The following is a 25,492-nucleotide window of genomic DNA, read 5'->3' as shown; positions in this document are numbered from 1 at the left end:
CGTCGCCTCGCTCGAGCTGATGCACCACCCACTCCCAAGAGATGAGGGACTGCTCATGTTTACCCGACTCCGCGGCCGCATCGGCATCGCGACACTTGTTGCGGCGGTAGGCCTGTCCTGCCTCGCGGCCTGTGGCAACAACTCCGCCGATACGGATTCCGCTGCCTCCCCGGCCGATTCGGCCAGCTTCCCGCGCACCCTGGACACCCTGATGGGTCAGGTGACCATTCCGAAGGTGCCCAAGCGCGTGGTGGTGCTCGACACCGCCGAGCTGGACTCGGTCACCCTGCTCGGCATCAAGCCGGTGGGTGCCGTTGTCCCGCATACCAAGACCAGGGGCGGGTTCCCGGAATACCTGGCGGGCAAGGTCGATGGGGTGACCGACGTCGGCCCGCTGCTCGAGCCGAACCTCGAGCGGATCGCCTCGCTGAAGCCCGACCTGATCCTGTCCTCGAAGGTCCGCCACGACAAGATCTACGACAAGCTCAGCGGCATCGCGCCGACCGTGTTCACCGAAACCACCGGTGGCCCTTGGAAAGCCAACCTCGCGGTGCACGGCAAGGCGCTCGGCCTCGAGCAGCAGGCCGCCGACGCGTTGAAGGGTTACGAGGACCGGGCCCGCGCGCTCGGCGACGCCATCAAGGCCAAGAACAACGGCGTGCTGCCCACCGTCTCGGTCGTCCGATTCCTGGCCGGCCCGACCCGGCTGTACCAGAGCAACTCCTTCAGCGGCGTGGTGCTGGCCGACATCGGCCTGCCGCGACCGGAGTCGCAGATCTCCACCGACCCGAAGAAGATCATGAAGGACGTCAGCCCCGAGCAGATCGATCAGGCCGACGCCGACCTGATCTTCGTCGCCACCATCGACGATCCGGGCAAGACCGAGAAGGGCGCCGTCACCACCAGCCCCGTCTGGCGTGACCTGCGCGCCGTCAAGAACGGCAAGGCCATCGACGTGCTGGACGAGACCTGGATGTCGGGCATCGGCGTGCAGGCCGCCGACCAGATGCTCACCGACGTCGCCAAGGCCACCGGCGTCCAGTAGCCGCACCCGCCCGAACGGGACATGACACGCTCGGTCATGTCCCGTTCGGCGTATCCAGGTACCGGTCAGCTACCTGGGCGGGGCGCAGATTCGGGCTGGTGTAAGTGGAGTACAGAAGTACTCGCGACCCGTTCAGCGCGGCGTCGAAGGATGAGAGGGCGCGGAAAACCGCGCGGTAGTTACCAAGAGCATGGAGTTCGCTCATGGCCGAAAGATTCACCCTTCCGCCTCCGGGATTTCTGCGCACCGAGATCATCGATCTCGGGCCCGTCATCGATCCGAAGTTTTCCGACGCGCGCGACTGGAGCGAACTGCTCCCGCCGGTGCAGACCACCCCGGTGTATTCCGAGGCGCGGGACCTTCGAGCGACCGACGAAGCGGCGGCCGTCGCACCCGAGGTAGCGCTGAGCCAGGCGGGCGTCAACGACCTGCTCGACGGCAAGCGGTACGAGATCATCAGCGTCGGAACCCGATTCCTGGACCGGGACACCGAATATCCGGTGGTCGTCATCTACAACTATTCCGACGATGTCGTCGTCGAGGCGATCGTCGACGTGACCACGCGGTCGCTCGTCGAGCTGCACGAGACGCTGAACCAGCCCGCCATGTCCGAGGTCGAGGAAGCTCGCGCCATCGAATTGGTGCGCCGGGACGGCCGGCTCGCCGAGCACGGCATCGACGTCGACACTGGCGCCGGGCTGATCGTCGAGGACGTGAATTTTCACAGTTCGCGCTATCGGCATCGACTCGTGGACCTGCGGTTCGGGCCCGCGGATCGGCGGGTGCCCACCGCCTTCGCGATCGTGGATCTGAGTGCGGAAGACGTGGCCGAGGTCGGCCTGATTTCCGGAGGCCGGTCATGAGTAGCTCAGGGACAGTCAGTTGGCCGCCCGAGGCTCCGGTCTGGCGGTTCTACTGGGAGGTGGTCGACGGGAAGAGCGAAGCCATCGCTTTCCGTGACGTCTTCTACAAGGGCATCAAGGTGCTGCACCGGGCCAGCCTGCCGATGATCCGCGTGCAATACGACGGCGGCGCGGGCGGACCGTACAAGGACCCGCTCAGCAGCGGCAATATGCAACGGCCCGTGGCGATCTACGAGGGCAGCGCTCCGGACCACCGGTTCCTGGTGGTGGAGAGCTACCACGTCATCGGGCGCTACCGCCTGCTGAACCGGTGGATCTTCCGCAGCGACGGCATCATCCTGCCGCAGCTCTACAGCGCCGGCCTGCAACATCCGGCCAATCATCGCCACCACACCTACTGGCGATTCGACTGGGACATCGACGGTGCCGCGAACAACCTTGCGCTGCAACACGCACTGACGAGCCAGGATTGGGGCTACGGTCCCGGCTGGATCCCACGGAAGAACGAGCTGTCCTCGATTCACATCGGCGACAATCGCTGGGCGGTCATCAACAAGGGCACCGGCCGCGGGTTCCTCATCGACAAGGGGCCGTTCGACGGTGCCAGCGACTGGTTCTCCCGGCTCGACGTCGCGATCACCGCCTATCACGGGCCCGAGGATCTCGGTGGTGCGCTGGGCAACGCGAACGACGACGAGCTCTGGCGGCACGTCAACGGTGAGAACACCGATGGTCAGGACATCGTGATGTGGTACGTCGCGCACCTCTATCATGAGGCGCACGACGGTGGCGATGAATGGCACGTGTGCGGGCCGATTTTGCGGCAGTTCGGTTACTGATCGACCGAATACGCGCCCCGGTTACCGATCGGGGCGCGTATTCGCCTGTCCGCGTTGGGATCTGCGTGGTGCCGTCTGGCCGGGTAACTGCGGTGCGCATTGTGTTGCTCGGCTGGGGTGCGCCTCGTCTGCCTGTTCGGGTACGCCTGCCAGTCCCAGTACGGCACACCTGCAGCTCGGCGGTTTAGTCCTCGATCCTCCGGCTGGCACGGAACGTCTTGGCCGCGCGGTAGGCGAGGCGCATACTCGTCTGGCCGCGTTCGGGGGTCCGCGTCGTGTCGCTGGGCCGGGTGCACGCTGGTCTTGCTCGTCGCCGGACTCCGCGCCTCGTCGCACCTGCGTCAAACAGGGAGGCCGCCGCGTAGTCGCGTGACGGCGGTGACGATCGCCATCGATTGCATCGTGACCAGGCGGTGCACCGGGATCGAGTGCCCGGGGGCGTTGGTTTCGATGTCGCCGCACCACTTTTCGAAGATCGCGGTGAACCGGGCGCGTTCCGCGGCGCAACGCTCGCGGTGCGGTGCGCTGTCGAGCAGGCGCAGCAGCATGCCGCCCGCGCGCAGGCGGGCGACGCCGACCCAGACGTACTCCTCGATGAAAACCTCGCCGCGGGTGGCGACGCGCGACTCGGTGGCGGAGCGTTTGGCGATGGCGTTGCCGCGCAGGGCGCGCACGGTATCGGTCAGTGCCCGCTCGAACGGCGACCGTCCGGCCAACTGCCCGGAGATTCGCTCGAGCACGCCGCTCACGATCTCGGCGATCTCCTCGTAAGCCGTTGCGGTGGAATGCAACACGCTCGCCAGCGTGTGGCCGCTCGGAGTGCCGTCGGTGACTCGCGCGTCGACCCACATCGGCAACTCGCACACCAGCAGCGCGGTCCCGTGGGCCGCCGCATAATCACGAATGCCACCGCCGTACATCATCGCCAGCGGCTCGACGCCCTCGGCGGTCAAGGTCTCGGCGATCCGCTGGAACGACGGCAGCTCGAACACGCCCGGCGCCCAGGTGCGTGCGCCGGGCACGTCGGGTGGCCCCTGGTAAATGGGCACGCCCGCCGCGGTCAGCTGGTCGGTGAGCGCGGTCCAGTAGTCGCGATCGCCGCCGGTGGCGTAGAAGAATCCGCCGCCGAAATCGGCGTTGTGCAGCGAAACGATCAGCGCGGGACGGGTCTGATCGATCAAGCCCATCAGCGCGAGCGTCTCCGGGAGTGGCGCACCGACCGCGGTGCCGAGCCAGTTGGTCGGAAAGCACCACTCCGGTTGCTCGGCCGCGGGCGGACGGTAGAAACCGCGCGCGACGCCGGATCTGCTGCGCGCACCGGCGAACCACCCTTCGTTCAACCGGGTGCCGTCGGGATCCAGACACAGCAGGAAATGCCAGGTAGCGCCGAGGGTTCGCGCGTCATCCCTGGTCAGCCTGCCGAGCAGGTGGCGGATCGTCGCCATGCCGATCGGCTCGTTCGGATGTGGATTGCCGATGATCACCACCTGCGGGGCACCCGCGCCGACCCGCACCGCCCGAATCGGATCGCCCCCACGCGATCTGCCGATCTCGGCGACCACCACCCGATCCGGCAGCGCGCCGGCGAGTTTGTCGACGTACTCGTTCAATTCGTCCACTGTCGGAAACGTGTCGATCCGCTCGACCACGCCGACGATTTCGCTGACCTCATCCACCGCCGAATAACCTCATCCTCCGCCCTCATCAATAGTGGCCGCGGTCGGCGTCGAATGGGTCGGTTTGCCGTCAGCGAAACGGCTTCCGCGGAATTGCTTTTCAACATCCGATGACCGTATGAATGGGCGCCTAGCGGGGCACACCGAATGAGGGCGGCGCGTCGGCTGCGGCGGTTCCGAACCGTGCGTCCGGTTCGGCGCCCATGGTGAAGTCGAGGCGGCCGCCGGACAGTGCGAAGGATTCGGGTAGCCAGGCCTTCGTGGTGTCCGCGCCGTTGACCCGCAATGCCCGGACGTACGGTGCGGCATCGGTGGCTTCGGGCGCGCTGATGGTGATGCGCTCGCCGGACGAGCGGCGGATCTCGGCGTTCGTGAAGGCCGGTCCGTGCACGAAAAGCTCAGCGCGGCCAGGGATTACGGGGTAGAGGCCGAGTGCGGCCCAGACGTACCAGGCCGACATGGTGCCGAGATCGTCGTTGCCTGCCAGGCCGTTCGGCGTCGGGCTGAAGAGTTCGGTGCGGGCGCGCCGGACGACCTCCTGAGTCCGGTAGGGCAGGCCGGCCCAGGCGTACAGCCACGGCGTTTGCAGCGTCGGCTCGTTGCCGAGGTACGCGAAGGGGGCGTGCGGGCCCGCGTTCAGCTGACTGAAGAAAGTGTCCAGCCGGCCTGCCGCCTCGGCGTTGCCGCCCATCATGTCGAAGAGGGCGCGGACATCGTGAAAGGTCATCCAATGGTATTGCGCGCCGTTGCCTTCCACGTATCCGTCGGTGCCCGCCGGGTCGAAGAAGGGATTGAAGATACCTTCGGCGGACCGGGGTTGCAGCCATTTCGTCATGGGGTTGTACAGGTGCTGCCAGCCATGAGAGCTGCGCAGGAACCTGTCGTGGATGCTGCGTTCGCCGAGGCGGTGCGCCAGCTGGGCGATGCCGAAGTCGGCGATGTTGTATTCGAGGGTGTCGGAGACCTGACCGGGCACCCAGCCGAGCCGCTGGTAATGCTCGTTGGCCGGTCGTTCGGTGTAGCCGGACTTCTCGCCGATGCGCTGCGCACCCTCGACCATCGAATCGAGTGCTTCCCGAGCGTCGAAGTCACGCGCTCCGAAGGCGTACGTGCTGGCGATGATCGAGTGGTACGGGTCGCCGTTCATCACGCCGGTGACGGTGTTCTGATGCGACCACCGGTCCCAGACGTTGCCGAGGACGCGCGCGTTGTCGTACATCGACTGGGCAATGTCGGAAGCGACATCGGGTGCCAACCAGGCGAGCAGCTGGGTCTCGCTGCGGTAGATGTCCCAACCGGAGAACGTGGCGTAGTAGTGGTGTCCCGGGCGCACCCGGTGTGTCTCGCCGTCGAAACCGGTGTAGCTGCCGTCGACGTCGTCGAAGATGTACGGCTGCAGGAACACGTGGTAGAGCGCGGAGTAGAAGGTGCGCAATCGATCCTGGTCGCCGCCGGTCACCTGGATCTGATCGAGCCTGCGCCGCCACGCTTCGCGCGCGTCCACCCGGACGGTGTCGAAATCCTTCGGGCCGATCTCGGCGGCGAGATTGGCGCGGGCGCCGTCGAGGCTGACGTAGGACAGGCCGGTGCGCATCTGGACCGGCTGAGCGGAATCGAATTGCAGGAAGAGGCCGGTGCCGAGGCCGTTGCTGGCGATCTCACCGGATTTCGTGCGCCGGGTCGGTGCCGCACCACGGGTGCTGGTCGTGCCCGGCTTGATCACGTTGTCCTGCCAGCTGCCCGACGCGGTGAACGGGCGGTCGAAGGTGGCGTGGAAGTAGACCCGGTAGCGGCCGCGCGAGCCGCAGAAACCGCCCGTGAGTGCCCAGCCGGAGACTGTGTTTCCGTCGATGGCGATCTCGGCGTCGTCGACTCCGTTCACCGAGCCGGTGACGTCGAGCAGCAGCGTGCCCGGCTTGTCCTTGGGGAAGCTGAAGCGGGCGACACCGGCCCTGGTCGACGCGGTCAGTTCGGTTTGCACGCCGCTGTCGGTGGTGACCCGGTAGTAGCCCGGGCTCGCCTGCTCGTCGGCGTGATCGAAGGTTTGCAGGTAACCCGCGCCGTCGACGGCCGGTGACCGGCCGATGATGCCGGAGATCGGCAGGACCGGAAAGTCCTGCGCGCCCGTGCAACCCGGGCCGGAAATGTGCGTCATCGAGAAGCCGTAGAGGCGGTTATCCTCGTACTTGTAGCCGCCGCCCGCGGTGCGCACCGTGTCCGGACTCCACTGCATCATCCCGAACGGTGCGACCGCGCCGGGAAAGGTCATGCCCGCGCCGCCGCCGTGGCCGAAATCGGGGCCGCCGTCCTGGGTCCCGACGAACGGGTTCACGTACCTGCTGGAATCGACCGCCGTCTCGGCGTGTGCGGCAACGGGAATGAAGGGGAGCAGCAAGGGAACAACGATGCCGGCAAGACGGCGACGCGACATACCTCTCCTCGGCGAGCTGGCGACAACGTTGCCTCTGTGCCCGTCCATCCTGGCATCGGGATGTTCGCCGGAACGACCGACACGCCGCTGATCTGCGCATTCGTTGTTTGCCGGTGGTGGTGGGCGGTGTGTCGGGGTTTTCGAGACCGCGCAGCCGGTTACGCAGCAGCAGTACAAGATCAGGCCGGGGCGCGGGCTGGATCGCGACGGCGGGAGGTATCGATCATGGGTGTGGGGGAACTACTGGCGTTGGCATCGGCGGTGTGCTTCGGCACTACGCACTTTCTGAGCGCGTTGCTTTCGCGTCGCGCCGATGCCACGGCGGTGGCGTTGTATGCGCAGATCGGCGGGAGTGTGTTGATTCTGGCTGCGGTTCCGTTGGTCGCGGCGCCGCACGTTACGGCGTCGGCGCTGGCGTGGGGGGCGTTGTCCGGGATCGGGACCGGGCTCGGGGTCACGTTCCTTTATCGCGGGGTCAGCGGGGGTCGGTTGAGTGTGGTGGTGCCGTTGAGCGACGTCGGTGCGTTGATGCTGCCGGTGATGGTGGGTGTGTTGCTGTTGGGAGAGCGGCCGTCGTTGCTGAGCTGGGTTGGGATTGCTGCCGCCGGGCCGGCGATGTGGTTGGTTTCCCGGTCTTGCGACGACGATGAACGCCTCAGTGGTGGCAGCGTCGATGGGCTGATCGCGGGCGCCGGGTTTGCTTTGCAATTCATCGCGTTGGCCCGGATCGACTCGGCGGCCGGGTTGTGGCCGCTGGTGGTCAGCCGGTTCGCCTCGGTGGTTGCGATCGTGCCGCTCGCGGTGGGCGTGCACGCGTCGCTGCGGATGCGTCCTCGGCTGCTGCTCGGGGCGGTCGGGACCGGGGCGCTCGGTACGGCGGGGGTGGTGCTCTATACCTGGGCCACTTGGCAGCAGTTGCTTGCGATCGCCGTGGTGCTGGCGGCGCTGTATCCCGTCATTCCAGTTGTGCTCGGGCTCACTGTGTTACGGGAGCGCGTGACTCGGACACAAGTGGTCGGGCTGGTTCTGGCGGCAGCTTCCATCGCGGGCATTGCGCTCGCTTGAGTCAGCTCTCGAGCTGGATTGCGCTGTCGTGCAGAGCATCCCGCAGGTCGGCGAGAGTGAGGATTTCGTGGATCCAGGTGGGTGCGGTGAGGGTTCTGTTGAGGACCGCCCGCACGACGGCGGCGGTGACCACGGCGGTGGCCAGGGATTGGCCACGGCCTGCCGCCCAGCGGGCCGAGCCGTCCGCCGCGCGGGCGAGTACCACCCAGCGGTCGCTGCCCGGCATGCGTTTCGGCGCAAGCGAACTCAGTGCAGGTGCCCGGGTGAGCAGGCCGAGACCCGCAGTGGCCGAGCGGGAATCGAGACGGAGGTAGGTGCGCACCGGCACTCCGAATTCTTCGGTGAGGCGGTGCTGGTCGGCGAAGTCGGCGCGCAGGGCTGCGGCGGGCTTGTAACCGGACTCTTTCGGTGTCTCGAAACGTGTTGGCTTGGTGAAGTTTCGGATGCTGGTGCCGTCGGGGTCGGGGAAGTGCTTGCCGAGTAAGCCGTAGGTCCAGGCCGTTGCGGCGGGGCCGTGCTTTTCGCCGGATCCGAGGCCGATCATGATGTCGACCGGGCCGCGGTGGTTGGCCAGGGTTTCCACCGCGAGCAGGGTGGTCAGGCCGGGGGCCAAACCGACGCCGAGGACGACCGGGCCCGCGATCTTCTCCAGGCTCTGCACGTATTCGCTTGTGGCCGAGATATCCAGGAACGGGATGCCGCGTTCGGCGCATATCTCGGCCAGTCGGATGTCCTCGGAGCCTGCGCAATTGACTACTGCGGCAACGTCGTTCAGTGCAGCAGTGAAACTGTCCGGAGTGGACAGGTCGAGTACGACGTCCGCTCGGGCCGGGTCTCGGCCGGCGGCCAGCGCGGTCAGACCGTCCGCTCGCAGTAGGCGGACGACGTGTGCGCCGACCGCTCCGTAGCCACCCAGTACCAGCACGTTCATCGAAAGACCTCCGGAAGTCGTTGCACCGTGAGGTCGTGGACCAGGCGCGCAATGCCACTGTAGTGAATCTTGCGCCCACCTATGCGAGCCGCACACCCTTCGTGTGAACCGCACATCCGGTATAGCGGGTGTGCAGCTCACAGAAAGGGTGTGCGGTTCTCGAGTCGACGTGTCAACTGGCGCGGGGGTGGATCGGCCGGACACCGGCGAGTGCGCGCAAGGCGTCGGCGCGGGAGATGGGTTGGTCGTCGGCGAGGGCGGCGAGTTCGACGGCGAGCCAGTCGCGGATGAGTTCGCTCATGGAGATGCCGCGGGCCTGCGCTTCGGCCTTGATGGATTGGTCCATGTCGAGGGGGAGGCGCAGGGAGCGCACCACCATGATGTCCTCGCCGGGCGTCATCGGCGGCGGCACGTCGGCATCGCGTACCGGTGCGTCATCGAAGACGAGGCTGTCCATCAACTCGTCCACGCCCTGCGGGGTGGCCGGAAAGTCGTTGTCGCCCATCACTGGTTCTCCTGTTCCCACTTTTCGAACTCGGCCACCTGCTCCGGGCTCATCGGTCGGGCGGCGACGATCTGCCATTGCCAAGGCTCGGCTTGGCGCAGGCCCACGATCAGCGGTCGGCCCGCGGCCGTGCGACCCCAGATCGTGAGCATCTCGATGCCCGTACTGCCGCGACCGCGGCGTGGCCATCGTCGCTGCTTGGTCAGCACCTGCATCACCTCGTTCGGAGAGATCCCGATGAGCATGTCCAACGCCCAATCAGGCCACTCGAAACCCACACTCCGCATAATACCCGCGTATTACGCCTGGTGGCTAGAGGTGCGGACCTGGCGCGTCCTGCCACGAAATCCAGCTGCGTCCCGATCCGCCGCGCTGGTAGAAGTAATGCGTGATCTACGTCGACCTGCCGCTGACCGAGGACATCCGATCCGCCGTTGCCGCCGAATGGGGGTACAAGGGTGACGGCGAGCGATTGCACGGCGGTGAGGAGTCCGCGGCCTACCGCGTCGGCGACGTGGTGGTGCGGATCGGCGCGCTGGATCGCGACCCGGCCGAGGTCGAATGGTGCAACAGCATTGCGGTCGCCACTGCCCGTACGGTGCCCGAGGCGGTGGCGCCGTTGCCGCGCGCGGACGGGTCGACGGTGCAGCTGGTGGCGGGCCGCCCGATCACCGTGTGGCCACTGATCGAGGGGCAGTGGGCCAGCAGCGAGGATCCGGTGCAGTTCGCCGAGGCGGCCCGGCTCTTGGCCCGCGTGCACCGTGCGCTGGCGGACCATCGACCGCCGCCGCGGCCCAAGCAGTCGTTTCTCGAGATCGGGCTCGACGGCGCGCCGTCCCCGGAACTGCCGGATCCCGACCTGGACCGGTGGCTCGCCGAGTTCAGTCGAACCGCCCGCCCGCACCCCCTGCACGGCGACTACTACGAGGGCAATCTGCTGGCTCGGGACGGTCATGTCACCGCTGTGCTCGACTGGGATGAGGCACTGGTCGCCGCCCCGGAGGTCGAACTGGCGTCCGCCGCATTGGAGTTCGCCGACGTTCTGGGTCGCGATCTCGCCGACGCGCGCGAGTTCGTCGACCATTACCACGCCGAAGGCGGGACAGTCGGGCAGCTGGACGATTTGGCGCTCGCGCAACTGATGCGGCACCGATTGCGCAGGGAGGCAGTCTATTTCGGCCTCGCGGTCGCGCGCGGCGTCGAGCACGACGAGGACGATCTCGAGTACCATCGAAAGCGTATGGATACGTTTCATCTGCTTCGTCCGTGAATCGAACGGGCCGCGATAAGGGATCACCGAAAACTCCAACATTCAACGGCTATTGCCGTATCCGGAGGACCGGCCGCCAATTATGTAGCGGCGGGGCAATTTACATATTTTCCCCAGTTCGGCTGGGGAGCTGCGGGCGGGTTTAAACGACTTACAGTGAGTTCCATCCGATCCCGGAGCACTGTGAGGCACCAAATGTACAAAAAAGCAACAATCCTCGGCGCAGCAATATTCGCGCTTGCTATTCCGCTGGCTGGCTCGCCGGCTTCTGGAGCGCCGACGCACGATCGGGACATGCCGACGCCCCCCGACAAGATTGTCATCGACGTGGTGACCGTCAATGGCACCGGCTGCCCACAAGGAACCGCGGCCGTCGCGGTATCGCCGGACAACACCGCCTTCACTGTCACCTACAGTGCGTACACCGCGCAGGTGGGTGTGGGGTCGAACCCGACCGACTTCCGTAAGAACTGCCAGATCAACCTGGATGTCCATGTCCCACAAGGCTTCACCTACGGGATCGCGCAGGCGGACTACCGCGGCTTCGCGCACTTGGAGAAGGGGGCGACGGCGCTGGAAAGGGCAAGATACTACTTCCAGGGCAACTCGCCGACCTCATTCATCGACCACACGTTCAAGGGTGGCATGAACGACGACTGGCAGGTGACCGACAAGACCGAGGTCGGCGCGATCGTCTACAAGCCGTGTGGCGAATACCGCAATTTCAATATCAACACCCAATTGCGGGTGGACGCCGGCACGTCGGACCCGAAGAAGACCACCAGTTTCATCACCATGGATTCTGTCGACGGAGCAATCAACACCACGTATCACTTCTCGTGGAAGAAATGCTGATACCTCGACAATAGCGATGCCCGCTTAGTATCCATTCAGTCGCGCAACACCTCTTCGAAATGGACCAGACCTCTGTCCGTGCCTCATTCACGGGTAGAGGTCTGGTCCATGTCCGAAATACGTCCCACCTTTTCCTGTAGCGGCGAACGCGCGAAGAAAACGCCCGTGCCGCCGCCAAGGGGGCATTGATCGCCGAAATCACTCAGCGGGCGGAAGCGTGGGCAGAGTCGATCGACTGGACTCCTGAGTGAGCTGGCATCGATGACGTGACCGCGCGAGAGCGCTATTCGACTGCGCCGACGCCATCAGGCCAGCGCCTCAGCAAGTGGCCGTTGCCAACTCTGGTGCGGCTGAGCGGTCCTTTCGAAGGTGAACAGGCACGGGCGAGCGTCGCTAGCTGGACGCCCGGCTGGGGATGGGTAGGTGGTTGGGGCGGTGGGCGGTCGGGGGAACATCCGGGCGGGTTTGCCACGGATGGGGGCCGTTGAGCGGCCGGTATTCGACGCCGAGCGCCGCAAGGCGGGGGAGGTGATGGTCGCGTAGCCGAGGGAGGAATTCGGTGTAACTGCGGCCCGGGGGGCTCCAAGCGACTTCGGCGACCGCGCAGAGGCGGGGGAAGGCGGCGTAGTCGACTCGCCGCACCGTGTCCAGGTGCTCGCTCCACAGCTGAGCTTGCATGCCGATGATTTGCGGTCCGTCGAGCGGCGGCTCGTAGCCGTACACGTCTTCCAGGGTGCGCAGGTAGCCCACGGGGATCGGTTCATCGGGGTGATCCGACTGACGGTGGTCGAGGTAGAGGTGGTCCTCCGGGCACAGCACCACCTCGTGGCCTGCCGCTACCGCGCGAGTGGCCGCGGCATCATCACGCCACGCACCGATCACCATGGGCGGCAACGTACCTGCGTCGAGCACCTCATCCCAGCCCAGCGCCCGTCGACCACGGGCGGCCAGATACGTGGCGAGCTCGGCGACGAGGCGAGCGTGCGCCGGTGTCGCGCCGGGAACCTCGTCGCCCCCGATTCCGATGACGGGCGCCGGGAACACGGACAGCACATGATCGAAGACCCGGCGGAAGAACTCGAGCGTATGCGCGGTGGGATCGAGCAGCGAGGTGCTGATACCCCAGGAAGTCCATACCTCCCAGGCATTTTCGGGTTTCGGTCCGAGTTCGGGATAGGCGGCGATCGCGGCACGGGCATGACCCGGCACATCGATCTCCGGCACCACGGTGATCGACCGCTCGGCCGCGTACGCGACGATCTCCCGAAGGTCGTCGGTTGTGTAGAAGCCACCGTGCGGCCGCCCGTCACGCTCGGGCCCGTCATGCCGTCCGACCATCGATCCCGTTCGCCACGAGCCGATTTCGGTCAGCTTCGGGAACTCGGGAACCTCGATGCGCCAGCCTTGATCGTCGGTCAGGTGCAGGTGCAGCACATTGAGTTTGTGCACGGCGAGCAGGTCGATGAATCGCAGGACTTCAGCTTTGGTGCGGAAATTGCGGGCGACGTCGAGCAAGCAACCGCGCCAACGGAACCGCGGATAGTCCTCGATCACACCGCATTGCACGGGGTGACCCTCGGCCCTGATCATCGCGGCCCGGAACGCATCCGGCCCGGCGAGTTGACGAAGGGTCTGCTGCGCGTGGTTCCGGCCTGCATCATCCGCGACGGTGAGCGTGATACCGCTGGTCGCGATCTCCAGCCGGTACCCCTCCGCCGGCAGGCCGTTGTCGATGCGCACGTCGAGCTCCGAAGGCCATGCGCAGACGCCGGCTTGCGGGATCGCCGAAACCGGCCGGGGGAGCAGCGTGTCGAATCCTGGCATGTCAGCCCTTCACCGCCCCGCCGAGCCCGGAGACCAGCTTGCGCTGCACGAGCACGAACAGCACGAGCGCCGGAATCGTCATCAGCGTCGAGGCCGCCATCACCGCGCCCCAATCGGTGTCCTCCGGTTTGAAGAACACCAGGATCGCCTGCGGCAGCGTCTGATTCTCGGTTTTGGAGATGATGAACGTCTTGGCGAACAGGAAGTCGTTCCACGCGTGGATGAACGACAGCACACTGACCGACACCAGCCCGGGCGCCACCAGCGGCAGCAGGATCTGCCAGGCGAACCGAAGCCGGCTCGCCCCATCGAGTTTCGCCGCCTCCTCCAACTCGACCGGCACCGCCGCGACGAACCCGCGCAGCAGCCAGATGGCCAGCGGCAGACTGAACACCAAGTCCACCAGCATGATCGAGCCGAGTTCGTTGAGCCCCAACGCCGGAACCGTACCGCCGACCGAGCGCATCAGGAAGAACAGCGGAATCGTCAGCGCTTCCACGGGAACCATCTGCGCCACCAGGATCATCACCAGCAGCACCGTCCGCCCGCGAAACCGGAAGCGGGTCAACGCCACTGCGGACAGGAACGACAACAGCAGCGAAAGAAACACCACGACAACGGCGATCAGCAAGCTGTTGAGGAAGAACCGCCCGAAACCGTTCATCGAGAGCACCCGGGTGAAACTGTCCAGGCTGGGCGCCAAGGTCCACGGCCTCGGGTCGGCCGACTGAATCTCGCCCGGTGGCTTGAGCGCCGACAGCGCCATCCAGTACAGCGGGAAGGCGACGAACCCGGCGATCACCACCGCGACTACCTCGGCGACGAGACGGGCCGGCTTGCGCGGGGCGCGCGGCATCATTTTCACTGCCATGGGGTGCTCCTGCGCTGGGACCGGACGTACAACCCGGTGATCGACAACAGCAACAGCGTCATCAGGACTCCGATCGCTGAGCCGAGCCCGTATTCCTGCCCGGCGAAGGCCTTTTGGTAGGCGTAGACATTGAGCACCAGGTTGCGCCCGGCGACACCGCCGCCATTGGTCATGACATAGATCTGGGTGAACACCTTGAAGTCCCAGATGATCGACTGGATCGTCGCGATCAGCAGCAGTGGCTTCAGTATCGGCAGGATCACCGAGCGAGCCGCCCGCCACGTCGACGCGCCGTCCAGCGCCGCGGCCTCCAGTACCTCCTCCGGGATCGCCTTGATGCCCGCGTACATGGTCACCATGACGAACGGGAACGAACACCAGATCACCTCGGCGGCAACCAGTGCGAACGCGCTGAGCGTGCCGAAGGTCCACGAGTGCCCGTCCATCGAACGGAACCCGAGACCGGACAGCGCTTCGTTGACGATGCCGAAGTCGGCGTCGAACAGGAAGAGCCAGACGTAGGAGCCGGCCATGGCCGGCGTCGCCCACGCGCCGAGCGCCGCGAGGAACAGGATCATCCGCGGTACCGCCCGGATGCGCGTCGCGAGGACCGCCAAGGCCGTGCCGACCACTAGTCCGCCGACCACGCACACCCCACCGAACACGAAGGTGTTGGCGAGCACGAGCCAGAACTGGCTGTCCGAGAGCAGTTCTCGGTAGTTGCCCAGCCCGATGAACTCCAGCGGTGCGGCACCGGTGGCCTGCGCCTGCCCATAGTCGTAGAACGAGATCAGGATGATCTGATAGATCGGATAGATCAGCACGGCGGCGAGCAGTAGCCCCGCGGGCGCAAGGTAGAGCCACGCGGTGAGCGTGTCCCGGCTGATGCGACGCGGTTTCGCCGGAGGCCGCGGCGCGGGAGTGATGATCGGTATTTCCTGGATTGCCATGTGCGCCTACCTGAATGCCTTGTTCATCGCGGCGGCCGCCGCGTTCAACGCCGCCGAGGGTTCCTTGGCCCCGGTGGCGATCTGCTGCACCGCGGTCGGCAGCAGGTTCTGGCTGTCGATCGTCGACCACGCCGGTGTGCTCGGCACGAACTTCGTTCCGGCACGCAGCGTTTCGACGAACGGTGCGAGGAAGGGATCGTTCGCCGCCAGTTGCCGCTGCACGCTGGTCAGCGTCGGCAGGTTCCCCATCGCCCGGTACATCTTTTCCTGATACTTTGCGCTACCGAGCAATTGGACGAAGTCGACGGCCAGACCGCGTCGCATGCTCGCGCGGAAGACGCCGAGCAGGTTCCCACCCGCGAAGGCCGGTGCGACCGAACCTGTTTCGGTGCCGGGCAGCGGGATCACCGCGTATTTGTCCTTGGACGCGCCCTGATCCATGGCCTTGCGACTGAAGTCGCCGCCGATCGTCATCGCGGCCTTGCCGCCCGCGAAGGCCTGCACGCTCTGGGTACCGGTGAAGTCCGCGCACTGCGCCGGCGGGCAGATGTCATCCTTGATCAGGTCCGCGTAGCGGGTGATCCCGTCCTTCGCCCGGTCGGCGTTGAGGGTGGCGTTCCACATCGTGCCGTCGTTCTCGGCGATCTCGCCGCCGTGCGCCCAGAGGAACGGCAGCATGGCGTAGGTGTACTTGCCGCCGACCGAAATGCCGTAGAGGTCAGGACGTTTCGCGCGGACACGGCGTGCCGTGTCGGTGAGTTCGGCCAGCGTCGTCGGCGGTCGCAGGCCGAGTTCGGTGAAGATGTCGGTGCGGTAGTACAGCGCGCGAATGCCGGTGTACCACGGCAGCCCGTAGACCTTTCCGCCGGACTTCGCGGTTTCCAGGACGGACGGGTCGATGTCCTTGCCCTCCGGCCACGCCGCGAGATCGGCGCCGAGATCGGCGAAAGCGCCGGTGACGGCGTACCCGGCGAGGTCGGTATTGCCGAACTCGGCGAGATCGGGCGCGCTGGCCGGGTCGTTGAACGCGCCCGCGAACTTCTCGGCGCGCGCGGCCACCGGCACCCACTGCACGTCGACCTCGACCTCAGGCCGCGTCGCCTTGAACTCCGCGATCGCCTCGTTGACCACCGCTTCCTTCGGCGCGCGGTTCGCCTCGTCGAATAGCCAGACCCGGACGGTGCCGGTCTTCTCGTCACCGCCCGAGCCCGCCGGGCCGGACTGCACCGGCGCGCACCCGGCGAGCAGGAACAGTGCGGCTCCGAGCGTCAGTGCGCGTCGCACGGCCCCGCCTGACCGGAATTCACGGTGCAGCATCAATCTTCGGTCCATTCATTCGTTGCATATAGTGCAACGTGTATTGCGTTGCGTGCCACAATGTTTAGCACCAAGCTGGGTCACATTCAATAGGCGAATGTGACGCGCATCGCAGTGGTGACCGTCGGTGGAAGTTTGCCTCGGGTAAGCCGGCTGAGGTCTATCGTCGGTAGTGGCCGAGTTGCCGCGCGGGAGGAGAGCCGACACTGCTGACCGTGATCGGGGCACCGTTCAACTCCGCCGGCACCACCGGTGGAGTGGCGAACGCGCCTGCCGAATTGCGAGAAGCCGGACTCCTCAGCGCATTACGAACTCGTCGCCCCGATGTACGCGATCGCGGCGACGTCGATGTCGGTGTGCCCCGGCCGGCACGCGACCCGGCGAGCGCCCTGCTGTCCCAAGAATCGCTCACTGCCACAACCAATTCCATCCGCACTGCGGTAGTCGAAAGCGTTGTGCTGGGGGAGTTCCCGGTGGTGCTCGGCGGTGACTGTCCCGTTCTGCTCGGCGCTCTGCGTGGTGCCCAAGACGCACTCGGCGACGTCGCACTGGTCTTCGTCGACGGACACGAAGACGCGTGGCCGCCGCACCGAAGCACTACCGGCGAAGCGGCCGACTGCGAACTCGGACTGATGCTGGCGCCCGCCGGCTTACCGGCCGAGCTGGCAACCCAGCTGCCCACCCTCGACCCCACCCGGGTCGTGGCCCTCGGCCCCCGCGACGCAGCAGAATTGTATGACGCTGGCGTGCCGTCGTTGGTCTCCACCATCGCACTGCTCACCGACCGCGAGTTGCATGGAAAAGCCGCCGTTCCCACGGAAATCGCCGTCGGTCGTTTCCGTCGCCGCGGCTTCCCGTGGTGGTTGCACGTGGATTTGGACGTGCTGTCCACCGCGGCGATGCCGGCCGTGGACTACCCGCAACCCGGCGGCCTGGACTGGTCGGACCTCACCGCCATCACCGGCGCCGCCATCCAACCCGGTTGTGTCGGAATGACATTGACGATCTACAACCCCGACCTCGACTCGGACGGCCTGCAGGCCCAACGCATTGTCAGCTACCTCGCAGATGCACTGACCGAAACCCCGGAAATGGCCTGACGCAAGCACATTCGCGCTTCCGGGTAACGAATTGAGCTCCGCTGCCGATCATCCGCATGTGCTCGTTTACTGGCGACCGATCCTCGGTGGGTCGGCGGCCCTGCTGCTCGTAATCCTCGCGCTATGGCTGATGCCCAAGGCCGAGCACCCGCTACCCGCGACCGATCAGCATGTGCGGACATTGCCCTACATCCCGACGCCCGCCGGTGAAAACCCGTCTACCGCAACAGTTCAGCCCGATTCCCAGCGTCAATAGGCGTCACGCGTTCACCGGATGGACCCGATCCGCACCGATCCGGTCTATGCGGTCCCGACCCCAGGAGCCGAGCGGTTCGAGCGCGCGGTTGAGTGCGGTACCCAGTTCGGTGAGCTGGTATTCCACCCGCGGCGGCACCTCGCGATAAACCTCCCGCGACACGATCCCGTCCTCCTCCAGCTCGCGCAGCTGCTGGATCAGCATCTTCTCCGAGACGCCCGGCAGGCCCCGGCGCAGCTCGCCGAAGCGGCGGATCCCATGCGCCTCCAGCTCCCACAGGATCAGCGCCTTCCACTTGCCACCGATCACATCCATCGCCGCGTCGATGCCGCAGAAGTATGGTCCGGATCTCTTTTCGCCCATCGTCCGACCTCGCTACCTGTTCACACACCCATGGGTAAGTACCGGACTAAATAGTAGGTACTTGTCGCCGCAGCGGGCAAAGAGCAGCCTTGGTTCCAGCGCGCTGACCCCCTGTTCGCAAACTTTCCAAGGAGTTGACCCCGCAATGGCGGAAACCACGAACACCCCCGCGACCGTCCTCGGACTCGGCGCCATGGGCCAGGCGCTGGCCGCAACCCTGCTGAAGGCCGGCCACCCGACCACCGTGTGGAACCGCACCCCCGGCAAGGACGCCGACCTCATCGCCGCCGGCGCCAACGGCACCGCCTCGGTCGCCGAAGCCGTCCAGGCCGGCGGCCCGATCATCGCCGTCCTCTTCGACCATGCCTCCGTGCACGCCACCCTCGACCCCGTCGCCGACCAGCTGTCCGGCAAACAGGTCATCAACCTCACCAGCACCGCCCCCGAGGAAGCCCGCGAACTCGCCGCCTGGGCAGCCGCACACGGCATCGACTACCTCGACGGCGGCATCATGGCAATCCCGCCCATGATCGGCCAGCCCGGCGCGTCCATCCTCTACAGCGGTTCCCGGACCCTCTTCGACCAGCACCGCGCAATCCTCGAATTGCTCGCCGCCGCAGAATATTTCGGCGACGACGCCGGACTGGCCTCCACCTACGACTTCGCCCTGCTCGCCAACATGTACGCCATGTTCGGCGGCTTCATGCACGGCGCCGCGATGATGCGCTCCGTAGGCGTCTCCGCCAGTGCCTTCGCCGAACGAGCCATGCCCTGGGTGACCGCCATGGCCCAGATGCTCCCCGCCTACGGCGAAATCATCGACAGCGGCGACTACACCACCCCCACCCAATCCCTCGCCTTCCACAAAGCCGCCCTCGACGCCATCAACCGCGCCACCCGAGACGCAGGAGTCACCGTCGACTTCGTCGCCCCCATCAAAAACCTCATCGACCGCCAAGTCGCCGACGGCCACGGAGCTATGGAGTTCGCCAGGACCATCGAAGAACTGCTCTGACGGGACCGGGCTCCCGACTCACACCCCGGGAGCCCACCAACCCCTCGATAAAACGCATGGTCAGCCCGCGATTTGGTCCACGCCGCCACATCCTATAATCTTGCTGAGCACCACCGGTCCGGGTGGCGGAATGGCAGACGCGCTAGCTTGAGGTGCTAGTGCCCTTTAACGGGCGTGGGGGTTCAAGTCCCCCTCCGGACACCAGTGCTAAACCCAGGGAGGCTGGCACTGACAACAGCGAGCTGTTGTCGGTGCTGGTATCGGACCTGGATGTTCAGGGCTTCGTAGAGAAGTTGCTTATCTTCCGGGGCTCCAGCTGTCAGTACGGCGCGGATGTCTCCTGCTGATTCGATCAGCTTGTGCATCTCGGTTTCGGTCAGTCGAATCGGCTTCGGTATTGCGTCGAGTTCGGCCCGCGCTGCGGCCTTCTCTGCCTGTGCTGCGTTCATCGAAGTCACGAAAGCGGCCGGGTCTACGCCTGCTTCGATGGCTCCGAGGTGGCGTTGTAACTTTGTGTCCGCGTCGGTAATTCGGCGACGTAGGAGCGTTCGAACGGCATCTGTGTCGTCGGTTTCCTGGGCCTCCAGGAGGGTCGCGATGGTCTGGTTTCGATGCTCGCGGTCGAAAAGGGTTGCGAGCCAACCATTCAGTGGGTCGACGAGTACTGATTCTCGCAGGTTGACCGTCTTCGGGTGCTCGGTCAGCGCATCGCTGCCGGGTGCGAGAGTTCTTGCGCGGCAACGGTAATAGACGTTCTGGCCGACCAGCTCGGCTTGCATCTTGCGGTTGCAGGCGTCGCAGCGGATGTGGCCGCGCAGCAGGTACGGGCGTGGGATCAGCGTTCTGGTGCGCTCGAGTTTGGCGCGGTCTCGGTTGGTGATGCCGGCCCGGCCTCGGCGGATTAGATGTGCCTCGGTGAATCCTTCGACGGAGACGATTTGAGGGTGGGCAGGGCGGCGGGAGCGGATGATGCGATCTGCGGTTGCTCGTACGAACCGGATCGCGTACCCGGCGGCGACGTCATCGGGGTCGATCAATTCTTCTCGCTTGGTCCATCGACCGAACACCGCGTAGCCGGTGTAGCGCGGGTTCTGCAGGATCGCGGCGACTGTGGGTGCTTGCCAGCCATCTCCGGAGCGGTGGCGGTTCTGTTCCGGGCGATGGGCTGACGGGCACGGTATCTGGTCGCGGTTGAGTCCTTCCGCGATCGCCTTATCGCCACGGCCGCCGATGTATTCGCGGAAGATGCGCTGAACAACCGGCGCCGCAGCCGCATCGATCGAGAGGATGCGGAGCTTCAGGCCGTCCGCTGCGCGGTGCGGATTGGGGTGCGGCGGTCCGTCGACCACGACGTATCCGTAGGGCGCGCGCCCACCCTGGTGACGCCCTTCATTGAGCACCTGCGCGTCCATGCTGGCGCGAGTGCGCTGCTGAACATGCTGGCGCTCAGACTCACTGAGCCCGCCCAGCATGCTCATCATCATGTTGTGCGTGGCGTTCTTCGCGTTGTACTTGCCGCCCAGCTCCGGCACCCAGATGTCGACGCCGTGAGCCTGAATTCGCGGGGCAACGAGACTGAACTGGTTGCCGAACCAGCAGCGTGTGCCCTCGCCGACGACGATCGCAGTCCAGCCTCGATTGGGATTCTTGAGATCGGCGAGCAGCTTCGCTGCCTGCGTCCGGCGATGCCACGGCACCGATCGCGACTGCCCAACGTCGAAGTACGAGGCGACGATTGAGCCTGGGGCGAACTTCTGTGCATTGCCGGACTGCCAGCCGTACGAGGTCTCGGGGTCCTGGTTGTCCTCGGTCGAGCAACGACCGTAGAACGCGAGCCGCTGACTCCCGTCGGATTCCGGGTCGGTGACTTCGATGCCGAGGAGCCCGTCGAGCACTGCCCATTCGTTGGTCTCGCTCGGCATCGCTTCCTCCTTGGCAGTCTGTTGGCGCGCGTACTCCATGATGCCCCCGGACATCATTCGCGATCACAGCTGGCGGCCGCGACGCAAAGGTGTGGCATCGCGACGGGATGCAAGGTACGGACGCTAGGAGTCCGCACGGTCGGCCGGTGTAGTCCGTCGTCGACGGGATCGTCGACCACCTGACTGCGGTGGCTTCTCAACGTTCTCGATCGCACGATTTGGTGGACGAGAAGACCGCCGGGAATCCGCCGATCGCTGGCGACCAGCGGGGTTGGGAGCGTCAGTGGGAGGTGGATGGCTCGCTCTATCAGTCTCAGACGATGCGGGCGACGCCCCCGGTTGGACATCTCCTGCGGCGTCGTGACGTTCGTCCGCAGAGCGCAGGATGAGTCGTAGGAGTGCCCTAGCCGCCGCCGGATTCAGGGCAGGCGGGTCCTCTGGACAGACCACGTCGACCTTTCGACGCCTGTCTTGGTCGGAACTGTCACGGCTGGAGCGATCGCGACGCGTCATACCGAGTCCCGGCCGAGAACGGGCTGGTGTGCTCCGCATCGGCTGTCGGGGACATTGCGATTCGCCTGAGCGTTCGATGACTGGGGGAGGCGGTTTTCGTGCAGGGGCATGAAGGACAGCTCCTCACCGTCCGCCTGATTCTCCCCTCACCATGAAACCTGATCTTCAGCATTCGCGCCACAGCCGAACGGTGAGCTGACACCTGTCGACACCTGTCGACACCTGTCGATAGGATGACTGAGTTAGGACTAAGTGTTAATTCCGTGGCGGTGCAATGCTGACCTCGGAAGATGGGGCCAGCGAACGTTGGCGCGAACGCTAGCCCCCCCAGGTCAGTGCATCAATAGCCAGACGATCAGAACCGTCAACAGCTGACCAGGACAAGAGATGAAGGCCCCAACTTCAACGGTTGGGGTCTTCGTCTTCTTCCGATGCATTTTCGGCACCGAATACCTCCCTATTCAGGATGCGGCGTCAGGCCATCCTGATGATGGACTGGACCACCGCATCCCTGAACAAGGAAGCGCCCCAAGGCTAACCGATCCCGAAGGCGACCAGTTCACACAAATTGTGTGAACCCGAGGTCTTGAAAACTATGCCGGGCATTAGTAGAATCCACGACCTTGCCTCGCGGGCAGATTCGGACGCTCGCTTCCGCTCGAAAGTCATCGAATCCGCCACGCGCACACGAGCAACCGGTGTTCGGTCGTAGAAACCTTCCGACCGCTCGACTTGCCGCCGACATCTCTGACGTGTCGATGGGCTTGGGGTGATAAGTTGCCCGGCATGTCTCGCCGCGATGAGAAGTCGGTCGGCCTTGTCCTGGTCACCTACGCAAGCGCAGAGGACCTGCCGCCGTTTCTGGAGTCGCTGCCTGCTGCGGTCGAGCCGCTGGTGCTCGAGGTCGTCGGCGTGGATAATGCGTCGACCGACGACAGTGTCGAGATACTTGAGAAGTTCGGGGCACGAGTGGTCCGCAACCGGGAGAACGTTGGCCTGACCCGCGCGATCAACCAGGGTGCCGCTGAGTTGGATACCGAGTGGCTGTTGATCGCAAATCCGGACACGCGGCTGGATCCTGGGGCGATTGCTGCGTTGGTGGAGACGGCGCGCGCGGACGACAAGATCGGATTGATCGGTCCCAGGGTGTCTCGGCTCGATGGCTCGCCCTATCCGACCGGTCGTCGGTTCCCGTCGATAGGCATCGGCATCGCCCACGCGGTCCTCGGGTCGGTGTGGCCTGAAAACCCGGCCACGCGTGCCTACTTCGGCAATGCCGTGACGTCGGTGAGCGATGTGGACTGGATCTCCGGGTGCTGCATGCTGTTCCGCCGCACCGCTTTTGACGCCGTCGGCGGATACGACGAGCGGTACTTCATGTACTTCGAGGAAACCAAGATCGCGCTGGACATGCACCGCGCCGGGTACCGCGTCGTGCTCGACCCTGCGGTCGAGATTCGGCATCGCGAGGGCGGGAGCACGCGGCACGCGCCGTTCCGGAAGGTCCGCAACCACCACCGCAGCGCCCTGCGGTTCTATGTCGACTACAACCGCGGGACGCCGTGGATCGTGCTCGCTCCGTTGGTGGCGGCCGGACTGGTTCTGCGTGGCGCGCTGTCGGTGCTGCGGACTGCACTGGCGCGCGGTCGCTAGTCGGGCGGCGGGCATTGACGCGACTGCCACGGGGACCTCACCGAGCTCGTCACGCCCGGCCGGACACTGAGCCCGCACCGCTTCCTGGATTGCGGATGTTCTAGAAATAGTCCCTCAGCATCTCCACGGACCACGGCGCTTGTCGGATGTCGCCGCGCGGGCCGAACTCCGCGAACCACGGTTTGATGTCCAGCACGGGTGTGCCGTCCACGGCGTCGAGCTCAGCTACGTGCAGATCCAGACCGTCAACCTTTATCAATCGCGTACGGGATACCCCAATCCAGTTGACGCGCCGCATGTTCCGATGCCCAAAGATGCCGACCTTCGGCCAGTCAGGGTTGTCACGTGCGCTGCGGGCACCGAAGTGCAAGTCTGTTGGATCGGTCAGATGGAACCGGAACACGATCTCGAGGTGGCTGAATGCGTCTAAGCCCTGCACAGACTCCTCGGTGAACCGACTGTCATCGATGCGGATGATCGTCTCGGTACCGCCCCAATGGTCGTCTGTGGGCTCGCGGCGACCACCTACCACGTGTGCGATCGGAACAACTTCGAACACCTCGTCAGTCATACGACCCCCTGTCCTAGTTCTCACTTGCGACGAGATAGCTCTCCGCCCGCACGTGAATATCATCCACACCCGCGATCTGCTTACCGCGATATGGTGCCACGGTAGCTCGGATATCGCGGGCAACATTCCTTGTCCGCGCTGACTGCACGCCATCCATCGCCGTCAGTGCGGATGTCCATGTGGCACAAGCCTGTTCGAGTTCCCCGCTTCGGGCCTGCACGGTTCCGAGATAGCCGAGTGTCACTGCGTGGGTCCGGGTGAATGTCGTTGCCTTGCGCTTGCGGACGCTGAGTTGGAACTGGTCGGCTGCTCCAGCCAGGTTGCCCGCATCGCGCAGCGCACATGCGGTCTCATGCGCAAGGCTCGCTTCGGAGAAGAAGAACACACGGGCAGGCTCGCAGTCGGATGCGGACGCAGCCCCAAGATCCTGCTCAGCTTTCAGAAGGGCCCTCGCTGAATCTGAGACCCGACCGGCCGCGCTTAATGCCTTCGCGTGAACAACTTTCAGTAGCGCCCGTTCGCGTGGACAGGCAGCGATATACCGATCGCCGGCCACGGAGGCTTCTGCCAGCCGAAGCCCTTGGTCGTAGTGTCCGAGGTCGATGGCCTGATGCGCCATTGCTCGAAGGACATGTCCAGTCAGGGGTGCGTCGTTTGCTTCGGCTGCGAGCTTGGTGGATGTCGTGAAGTAGCGCTGGGCTACAGAATGCTCGCCATTGTCGAACGCCATCCATCCGGCAAGGTAAGCCAATTCGCTTGCCGCTGAGAACATGTCACGCCGTACTGCCTCGCTGACATAGGATCCGTTGAGGTAGTCGGTCACCTCGGTCGTCAGATACTGCACGACTGCGGTCCGTCCATGGCCGCCGCCGAGTCGTTGGTCGATCTGGGAGAACAAGACCATTACGTCGCGTACGGCCGCCACGTCCGCTTCTCCGACGTAGCGGATGCCGGTCCCGGTGGATGGCAGCGAGGATGCCGTCGGGGCGAGCCAGTCGGGCAGCAACACGGATGCGCTCAGTGCTGTGGAGTAGCCGACTCGTAGAAATGAGCGCCGTTCCACATCAGCCCTTCCGAGATTGAGCAAAGTAGCGAGAGGGTTTCGGATGCTACCGAAGCACCTTTCGTACCACGCTATGACATCGGACGTCGCTGTGCGTTCTCCGGTCTCGTAGTAGGCGAGGACGGACTTGCTGTAGTGGATCTGGCGTGCGACTGCGGCTAGCGACAGTCCAGCAGCTTCGCGGGCTGCTCGAAGCTGCGCACCGACGATCGCGTCGCGACTGTCCATAACGTCGAATCTAACCGCTTTGTGGACGCGTTGTGGACAGGAATGTATATATCTCTCGGCTGCCCAGTGGTTGTCTGAATAGGCGCCCAGAGAACCAACTCTTCTTCGACAGTAGGAGTTGTTTCAGGGGCCAGGGCGCACCCATCCACCGCCGTGACTAGGGGGTCTCGATGATCAGCAGAACACAGGCCGCAGTGCTATCAGTGCTCGAGCCCGGCGGAATCTTGTCCATCGATTCAATGGTGCGCTCGACCGGGATCTCTGCGTTGCATGCCCGAGCCGCGGTGCTACGTCTCCAGTCGGTTGGGCTGATATTTCACGGCGGCGTACCCGGATGCGGCGGATACCAAATCACCAACAGAGGGC

Annotated in this window: 24 protein-coding genes and 1 tRNA gene; 11 read left to right on the top strand and 14 right to left on the bottom strand. The window is 65.3% G+C overall.

The window, feature by feature from the left end; genetic code table 11:
- Nucleotides 1-55 precede the first annotated feature (55 nt).
- Nucleotides 56-1,045: an ABC transporter substrate-binding protein gene (locus IBX18_RS22380; protein WP_194835546.1), complete on the top strand. Its 990-nt coding sequence runs from the start codon at nt 56-58 to the stop codon at nt 1,043-1,045.
- A gap of 34 nt (nt 1,046-1,079) precedes the next feature.
- Here the strand turns inward: IBX18_RS22380 and IBX18_RS22375 are convergent, their stop codons facing one another.
- Nucleotides 1,080-1,250, bottom strand: a complete 171-nt coding sequence (locus IBX18_RS22375; RefSeq protein WP_194835545.1) for a hypothetical protein — start codon at nt 1,248-1,250, stop codon at nt 1,080-1,082.
- Between IBX18_RS22375 and IBX18_RS22370 the strand changes: the two genes are divergently transcribed.
- Nucleotides 1,249-1,908 carry a hypothetical protein gene (locus IBX18_RS22370; RefSeq protein WP_194835544.1) on the top strand — a complete coding sequence of 220 codons (660 nt, stop codon included), beginning with the start codon at nt 1,249-1,251 and terminating at the stop codon, nt 1,906-1,908. The two genes, IBX18_RS22375 and IBX18_RS22370, sit on opposite strands and share 2 nt — an antisense overlap.
- Nucleotides 1,905-2,747 carry a hypothetical protein gene (locus IBX18_RS22365; RefSeq protein ID WP_194835543.1) on the top strand — a complete coding sequence of 281 codons (843 nt, stop codon included), beginning with the start codon at nt 1,905-1,907 and terminating at the stop codon, nt 2,745-2,747. The genes IBX18_RS22370 and IBX18_RS22365 overlap by 4 nt, the downstream gene beginning before the upstream one ends.
- A 341-nt stretch (nt 2,748-3,088) precedes the next feature.
- On the opposite strand, the gene IBX18_RS22360 is transcribed toward IBX18_RS22365, so the two are convergent.
- Nucleotides 3,089-4,423, bottom strand: coding sequence for a M14 family zinc carboxypeptidase (locus tag IBX18_RS22360; protein WP_194835542.1), 1,335 nt, complete (start codon nt 4,421-4,423; stop codon nt 3,089-3,091).
- A gap of 130 nt (nt 4,424-4,553) precedes the next feature.
- Nucleotides 4,554-6,854: a GH92 family glycosyl hydrolase gene (locus IBX18_RS22355; RefSeq protein WP_194835541.1), complete on the bottom strand. Its 2,301-nt coding sequence runs from the start codon at nt 6,852-6,854 to the stop codon at nt 4,554-4,556.
- Between the two features lie 60 nt (nt 6,855-6,914).
- On the opposite strand from IBX18_RS22355, the gene IBX18_RS22350 reads away from it, so the two are divergent.
- The gene (locus tag IBX18_RS22350; protein ID WP_228541600.1) at nt 6,915-7,919 is read left to right on the top strand and encodes an EamA family transporter; all 1,005 of its coding nucleotides are present in this window, start codon (nt 6,915-6,917) and stop codon (nt 7,917-7,919) included.
- A 1-nt stretch (nt 7,920) separates the two neighbouring features.
- Here IBX18_RS22350 and IBX18_RS22345 read toward each other — a convergent pair whose 3' ends face one another.
- The 3 genes from IBX18_RS22345 to IBX18_RS22335 all read right to left on the bottom strand — a co-directional run bounded on the left by IBX18_RS22345 (nt 7,921) and on the right by IBX18_RS22335 (nt 9,642).
- Complete coding sequence (locus tag IBX18_RS22345) at nt 7,921-8,850, bottom strand: NAD-dependent epimerase/dehydratase family protein (protein WP_194835540.1); 930 nt, start codon at nt 8,848-8,850, stop codon at nt 7,921-7,923.
- 172 nt (nt 8,851-9,022) lie between these two features.
- Nucleotides 9,023-9,355 (bottom strand): ribbon-helix-helix protein, CopG family, encoded by a 333-nt coding sequence (locus IBX18_RS22340; protein ID WP_167768747.1) that lies wholly within the window; start codon nt 9,353-9,355, stop codon nt 9,023-9,025.
- A complete protein-coding gene (locus tag IBX18_RS22335; protein WP_228541599.1) occupies nt 9,355-9,642 on the bottom strand; it encodes a hypothetical protein in 288 nt (95 codons plus the stop codon). The genes IBX18_RS22340 and IBX18_RS22335 overlap by 1 nt, the downstream gene beginning before the upstream one ends.
- 101 nt (nt 9,643-9,743) lie before the next feature.
- Here IBX18_RS22335 and IBX18_RS22330 point away from each other — a divergent pair, with 101 nt between their 5' ends.
- Both IBX18_RS22330 and IBX18_RS22325 read left to right on the top strand, forming a co-directional pair.
- Nucleotides 9,744-10,625 carry a phosphotransferase enzyme family protein gene (locus tag IBX18_RS22330; RefSeq protein ID WP_194835539.1) on the top strand — a complete coding sequence of 294 codons (882 nt, stop codon included), beginning with the start codon at nt 9,744-9,746 and terminating at the stop codon, nt 10,623-10,625.
- Nucleotides 10,626-10,820: 195 nt separating this feature from the next.
- Entirely contained in the window at nt 10,821-11,480 is a 660-nt protein-coding gene (locus IBX18_RS22325) for a DUF4360 domain-containing protein (protein WP_194835538.1), read from the top strand.
- Nucleotides 11,481-11,873: 393 nt separating this feature from the next.
- Here the strand turns inward: IBX18_RS22325 and IBX18_RS22320 are convergent, their stop codons facing one another.
- From IBX18_RS22320 to IBX18_RS22305, 4 genes are read right to left on the bottom strand one after another with little or no spacing between them, the layout of a single operon-like run.
- On the bottom strand, nt 11,874-13,304 hold the full coding sequence (locus IBX18_RS22320) for a beta-N-acetylhexosaminidase (RefSeq protein WP_194835537.1): 1,431 nt from the start codon (nt 13,302-13,304) through the stop codon (nt 11,874-11,876).
- 1 nt (nt 13,305) lies between these two features.
- On the bottom strand, nt 13,306-14,175 hold the full coding sequence (locus tag IBX18_RS22315) for a carbohydrate ABC transporter permease (protein ID WP_228541598.1): 870 nt from the start codon (nt 14,173-14,175) through the stop codon (nt 13,306-13,308).
- Nucleotides 14,166-15,125, bottom strand: coding sequence for a carbohydrate ABC transporter permease (locus IBX18_RS22310; RefSeq protein ID WP_194835536.1), 960 nt, complete (start codon nt 15,123-15,125; stop codon nt 14,166-14,168). Before IBX18_RS22310 ends, IBX18_RS22315 begins: the two co-directional genes overlap by 10 nt.
- 6 nt (nt 15,126-15,131) lie before the next feature.
- Nucleotides 15,132-16,409, bottom strand: coding sequence for an extracellular solute-binding protein (locus IBX18_RS22305; RefSeq protein WP_306796358.1), 1,278 nt, complete (start codon nt 16,407-16,409; stop codon nt 15,132-15,134).
- 248 nt (nt 16,410-16,657) lie between these two features.
- On the opposite strand from IBX18_RS22305, the gene IBX18_RS22300 reads away from it, so the two are divergent.
- Together IBX18_RS22300 and IBX18_RS22295 are read left to right on the top strand one after the other, a co-directional pair.
- On the top strand, nt 16,658-17,542 hold the full coding sequence (locus IBX18_RS22300; protein ID WP_194835535.1) for an arginase family protein: 885 nt from the start codon (nt 16,658-16,660) through the stop codon (nt 17,540-17,542).
- A 58-nt stretch (nt 17,543-17,600) separates the two neighbouring features.
- On the top strand, nt 17,601-17,798 hold the full coding sequence (locus IBX18_RS22295) for a hypothetical protein (protein ID WP_194835534.1): 198 nt from the start codon (nt 17,601-17,603) through the stop codon (nt 17,796-17,798).
- A 3-nt stretch (nt 17,799-17,801) separates the two neighbouring features.
- On the opposite strand, the gene IBX18_RS22290 is transcribed toward IBX18_RS22295, so the two are convergent.
- Nucleotides 17,802-18,161: a helix-turn-helix domain-containing protein gene (locus IBX18_RS22290; protein WP_194835533.1), complete on the bottom strand. Its 360-nt coding sequence runs from the start codon at nt 18,159-18,161 to the stop codon at nt 17,802-17,804.
- A gap of 145 nt (nt 18,162-18,306) precedes the next feature.
- Between IBX18_RS22290 and IBX18_RS22285 the strand changes: the two genes are divergently transcribed.
- Together IBX18_RS22285 and IBX18_RS22280 are read left to right on the top strand one after the other, a co-directional pair.
- Complete coding sequence (locus IBX18_RS22285) at nt 18,307-19,176, top strand: NAD(P)-binding domain-containing protein (RefSeq protein WP_194835532.1); 870 nt, start codon at nt 18,307-18,309, stop codon at nt 19,174-19,176.
- A gap of 116 nt (nt 19,177-19,292) precedes the next feature.
- A tRNA-Leu gene (locus IBX18_RS22280) sits at nt 19,293-19,380 on the top strand.
- Here IBX18_RS22280 and IBX18_RS22275 read toward each other — a convergent pair.
- Nucleotides 19,359-21,098 carry a recombinase family protein gene (locus IBX18_RS22275; protein ID WP_194835531.1) on the bottom strand — a complete coding sequence of 580 codons (1,740 nt, stop codon included), beginning with the start codon at nt 21,096-21,098 and terminating at the stop codon, nt 19,359-19,361. The two genes, IBX18_RS22280 and IBX18_RS22275, sit on opposite strands and share 22 nt — an antisense overlap.
- Nucleotides 21,099-22,397: 1,299 nt before the next feature.
- Here IBX18_RS22275 and IBX18_RS22270 point away from each other — a divergent pair.
- Nucleotides 22,398-23,264 (top strand): glycosyltransferase family 2 protein, encoded by an 867-nt coding sequence (locus IBX18_RS22270; protein ID WP_194835530.1) that lies wholly within the window; start codon nt 22,398-22,400, stop codon nt 23,262-23,264.
- Between the two features lie 100 nt (nt 23,265-23,364).
- Here IBX18_RS22270 and IBX18_RS22265 read toward each other — a convergent pair whose 3' ends face one another.
- Both IBX18_RS22265 and IBX18_RS22260 read right to left on the bottom strand, forming a co-directional pair.
- Nucleotides 23,365-23,835 carry an SAM-dependent methyltransferase gene (locus IBX18_RS22265; RefSeq protein WP_194835529.1) on the bottom strand — a complete coding sequence of 157 codons (471 nt, stop codon included), beginning with the start codon at nt 23,833-23,835 and terminating at the stop codon, nt 23,365-23,367.
- Nucleotides 23,836-23,848: 13 nt separating this feature from the next.
- Nucleotides 23,849-25,126: a helix-turn-helix domain-containing protein gene (locus IBX18_RS22260; RefSeq protein WP_194835528.1), complete on the bottom strand. Its 1,278-nt coding sequence runs from the start codon at nt 25,124-25,126 to the stop codon at nt 23,849-23,851.
- Between the last annotated feature and the right edge of the window lie 366 nt (nt 25,127-25,492).

It is taken from the genome of Nocardia sp. XZ_19_369, from assembly GCF_015355715.1.
Lineage (GTDB): Bacteria > Actinomycetota > Actinomycetes > Mycobacteriales > Mycobacteriaceae > Nocardia.
This window is presented reverse-complemented; position numbering and strand designations above follow the sequence as displayed.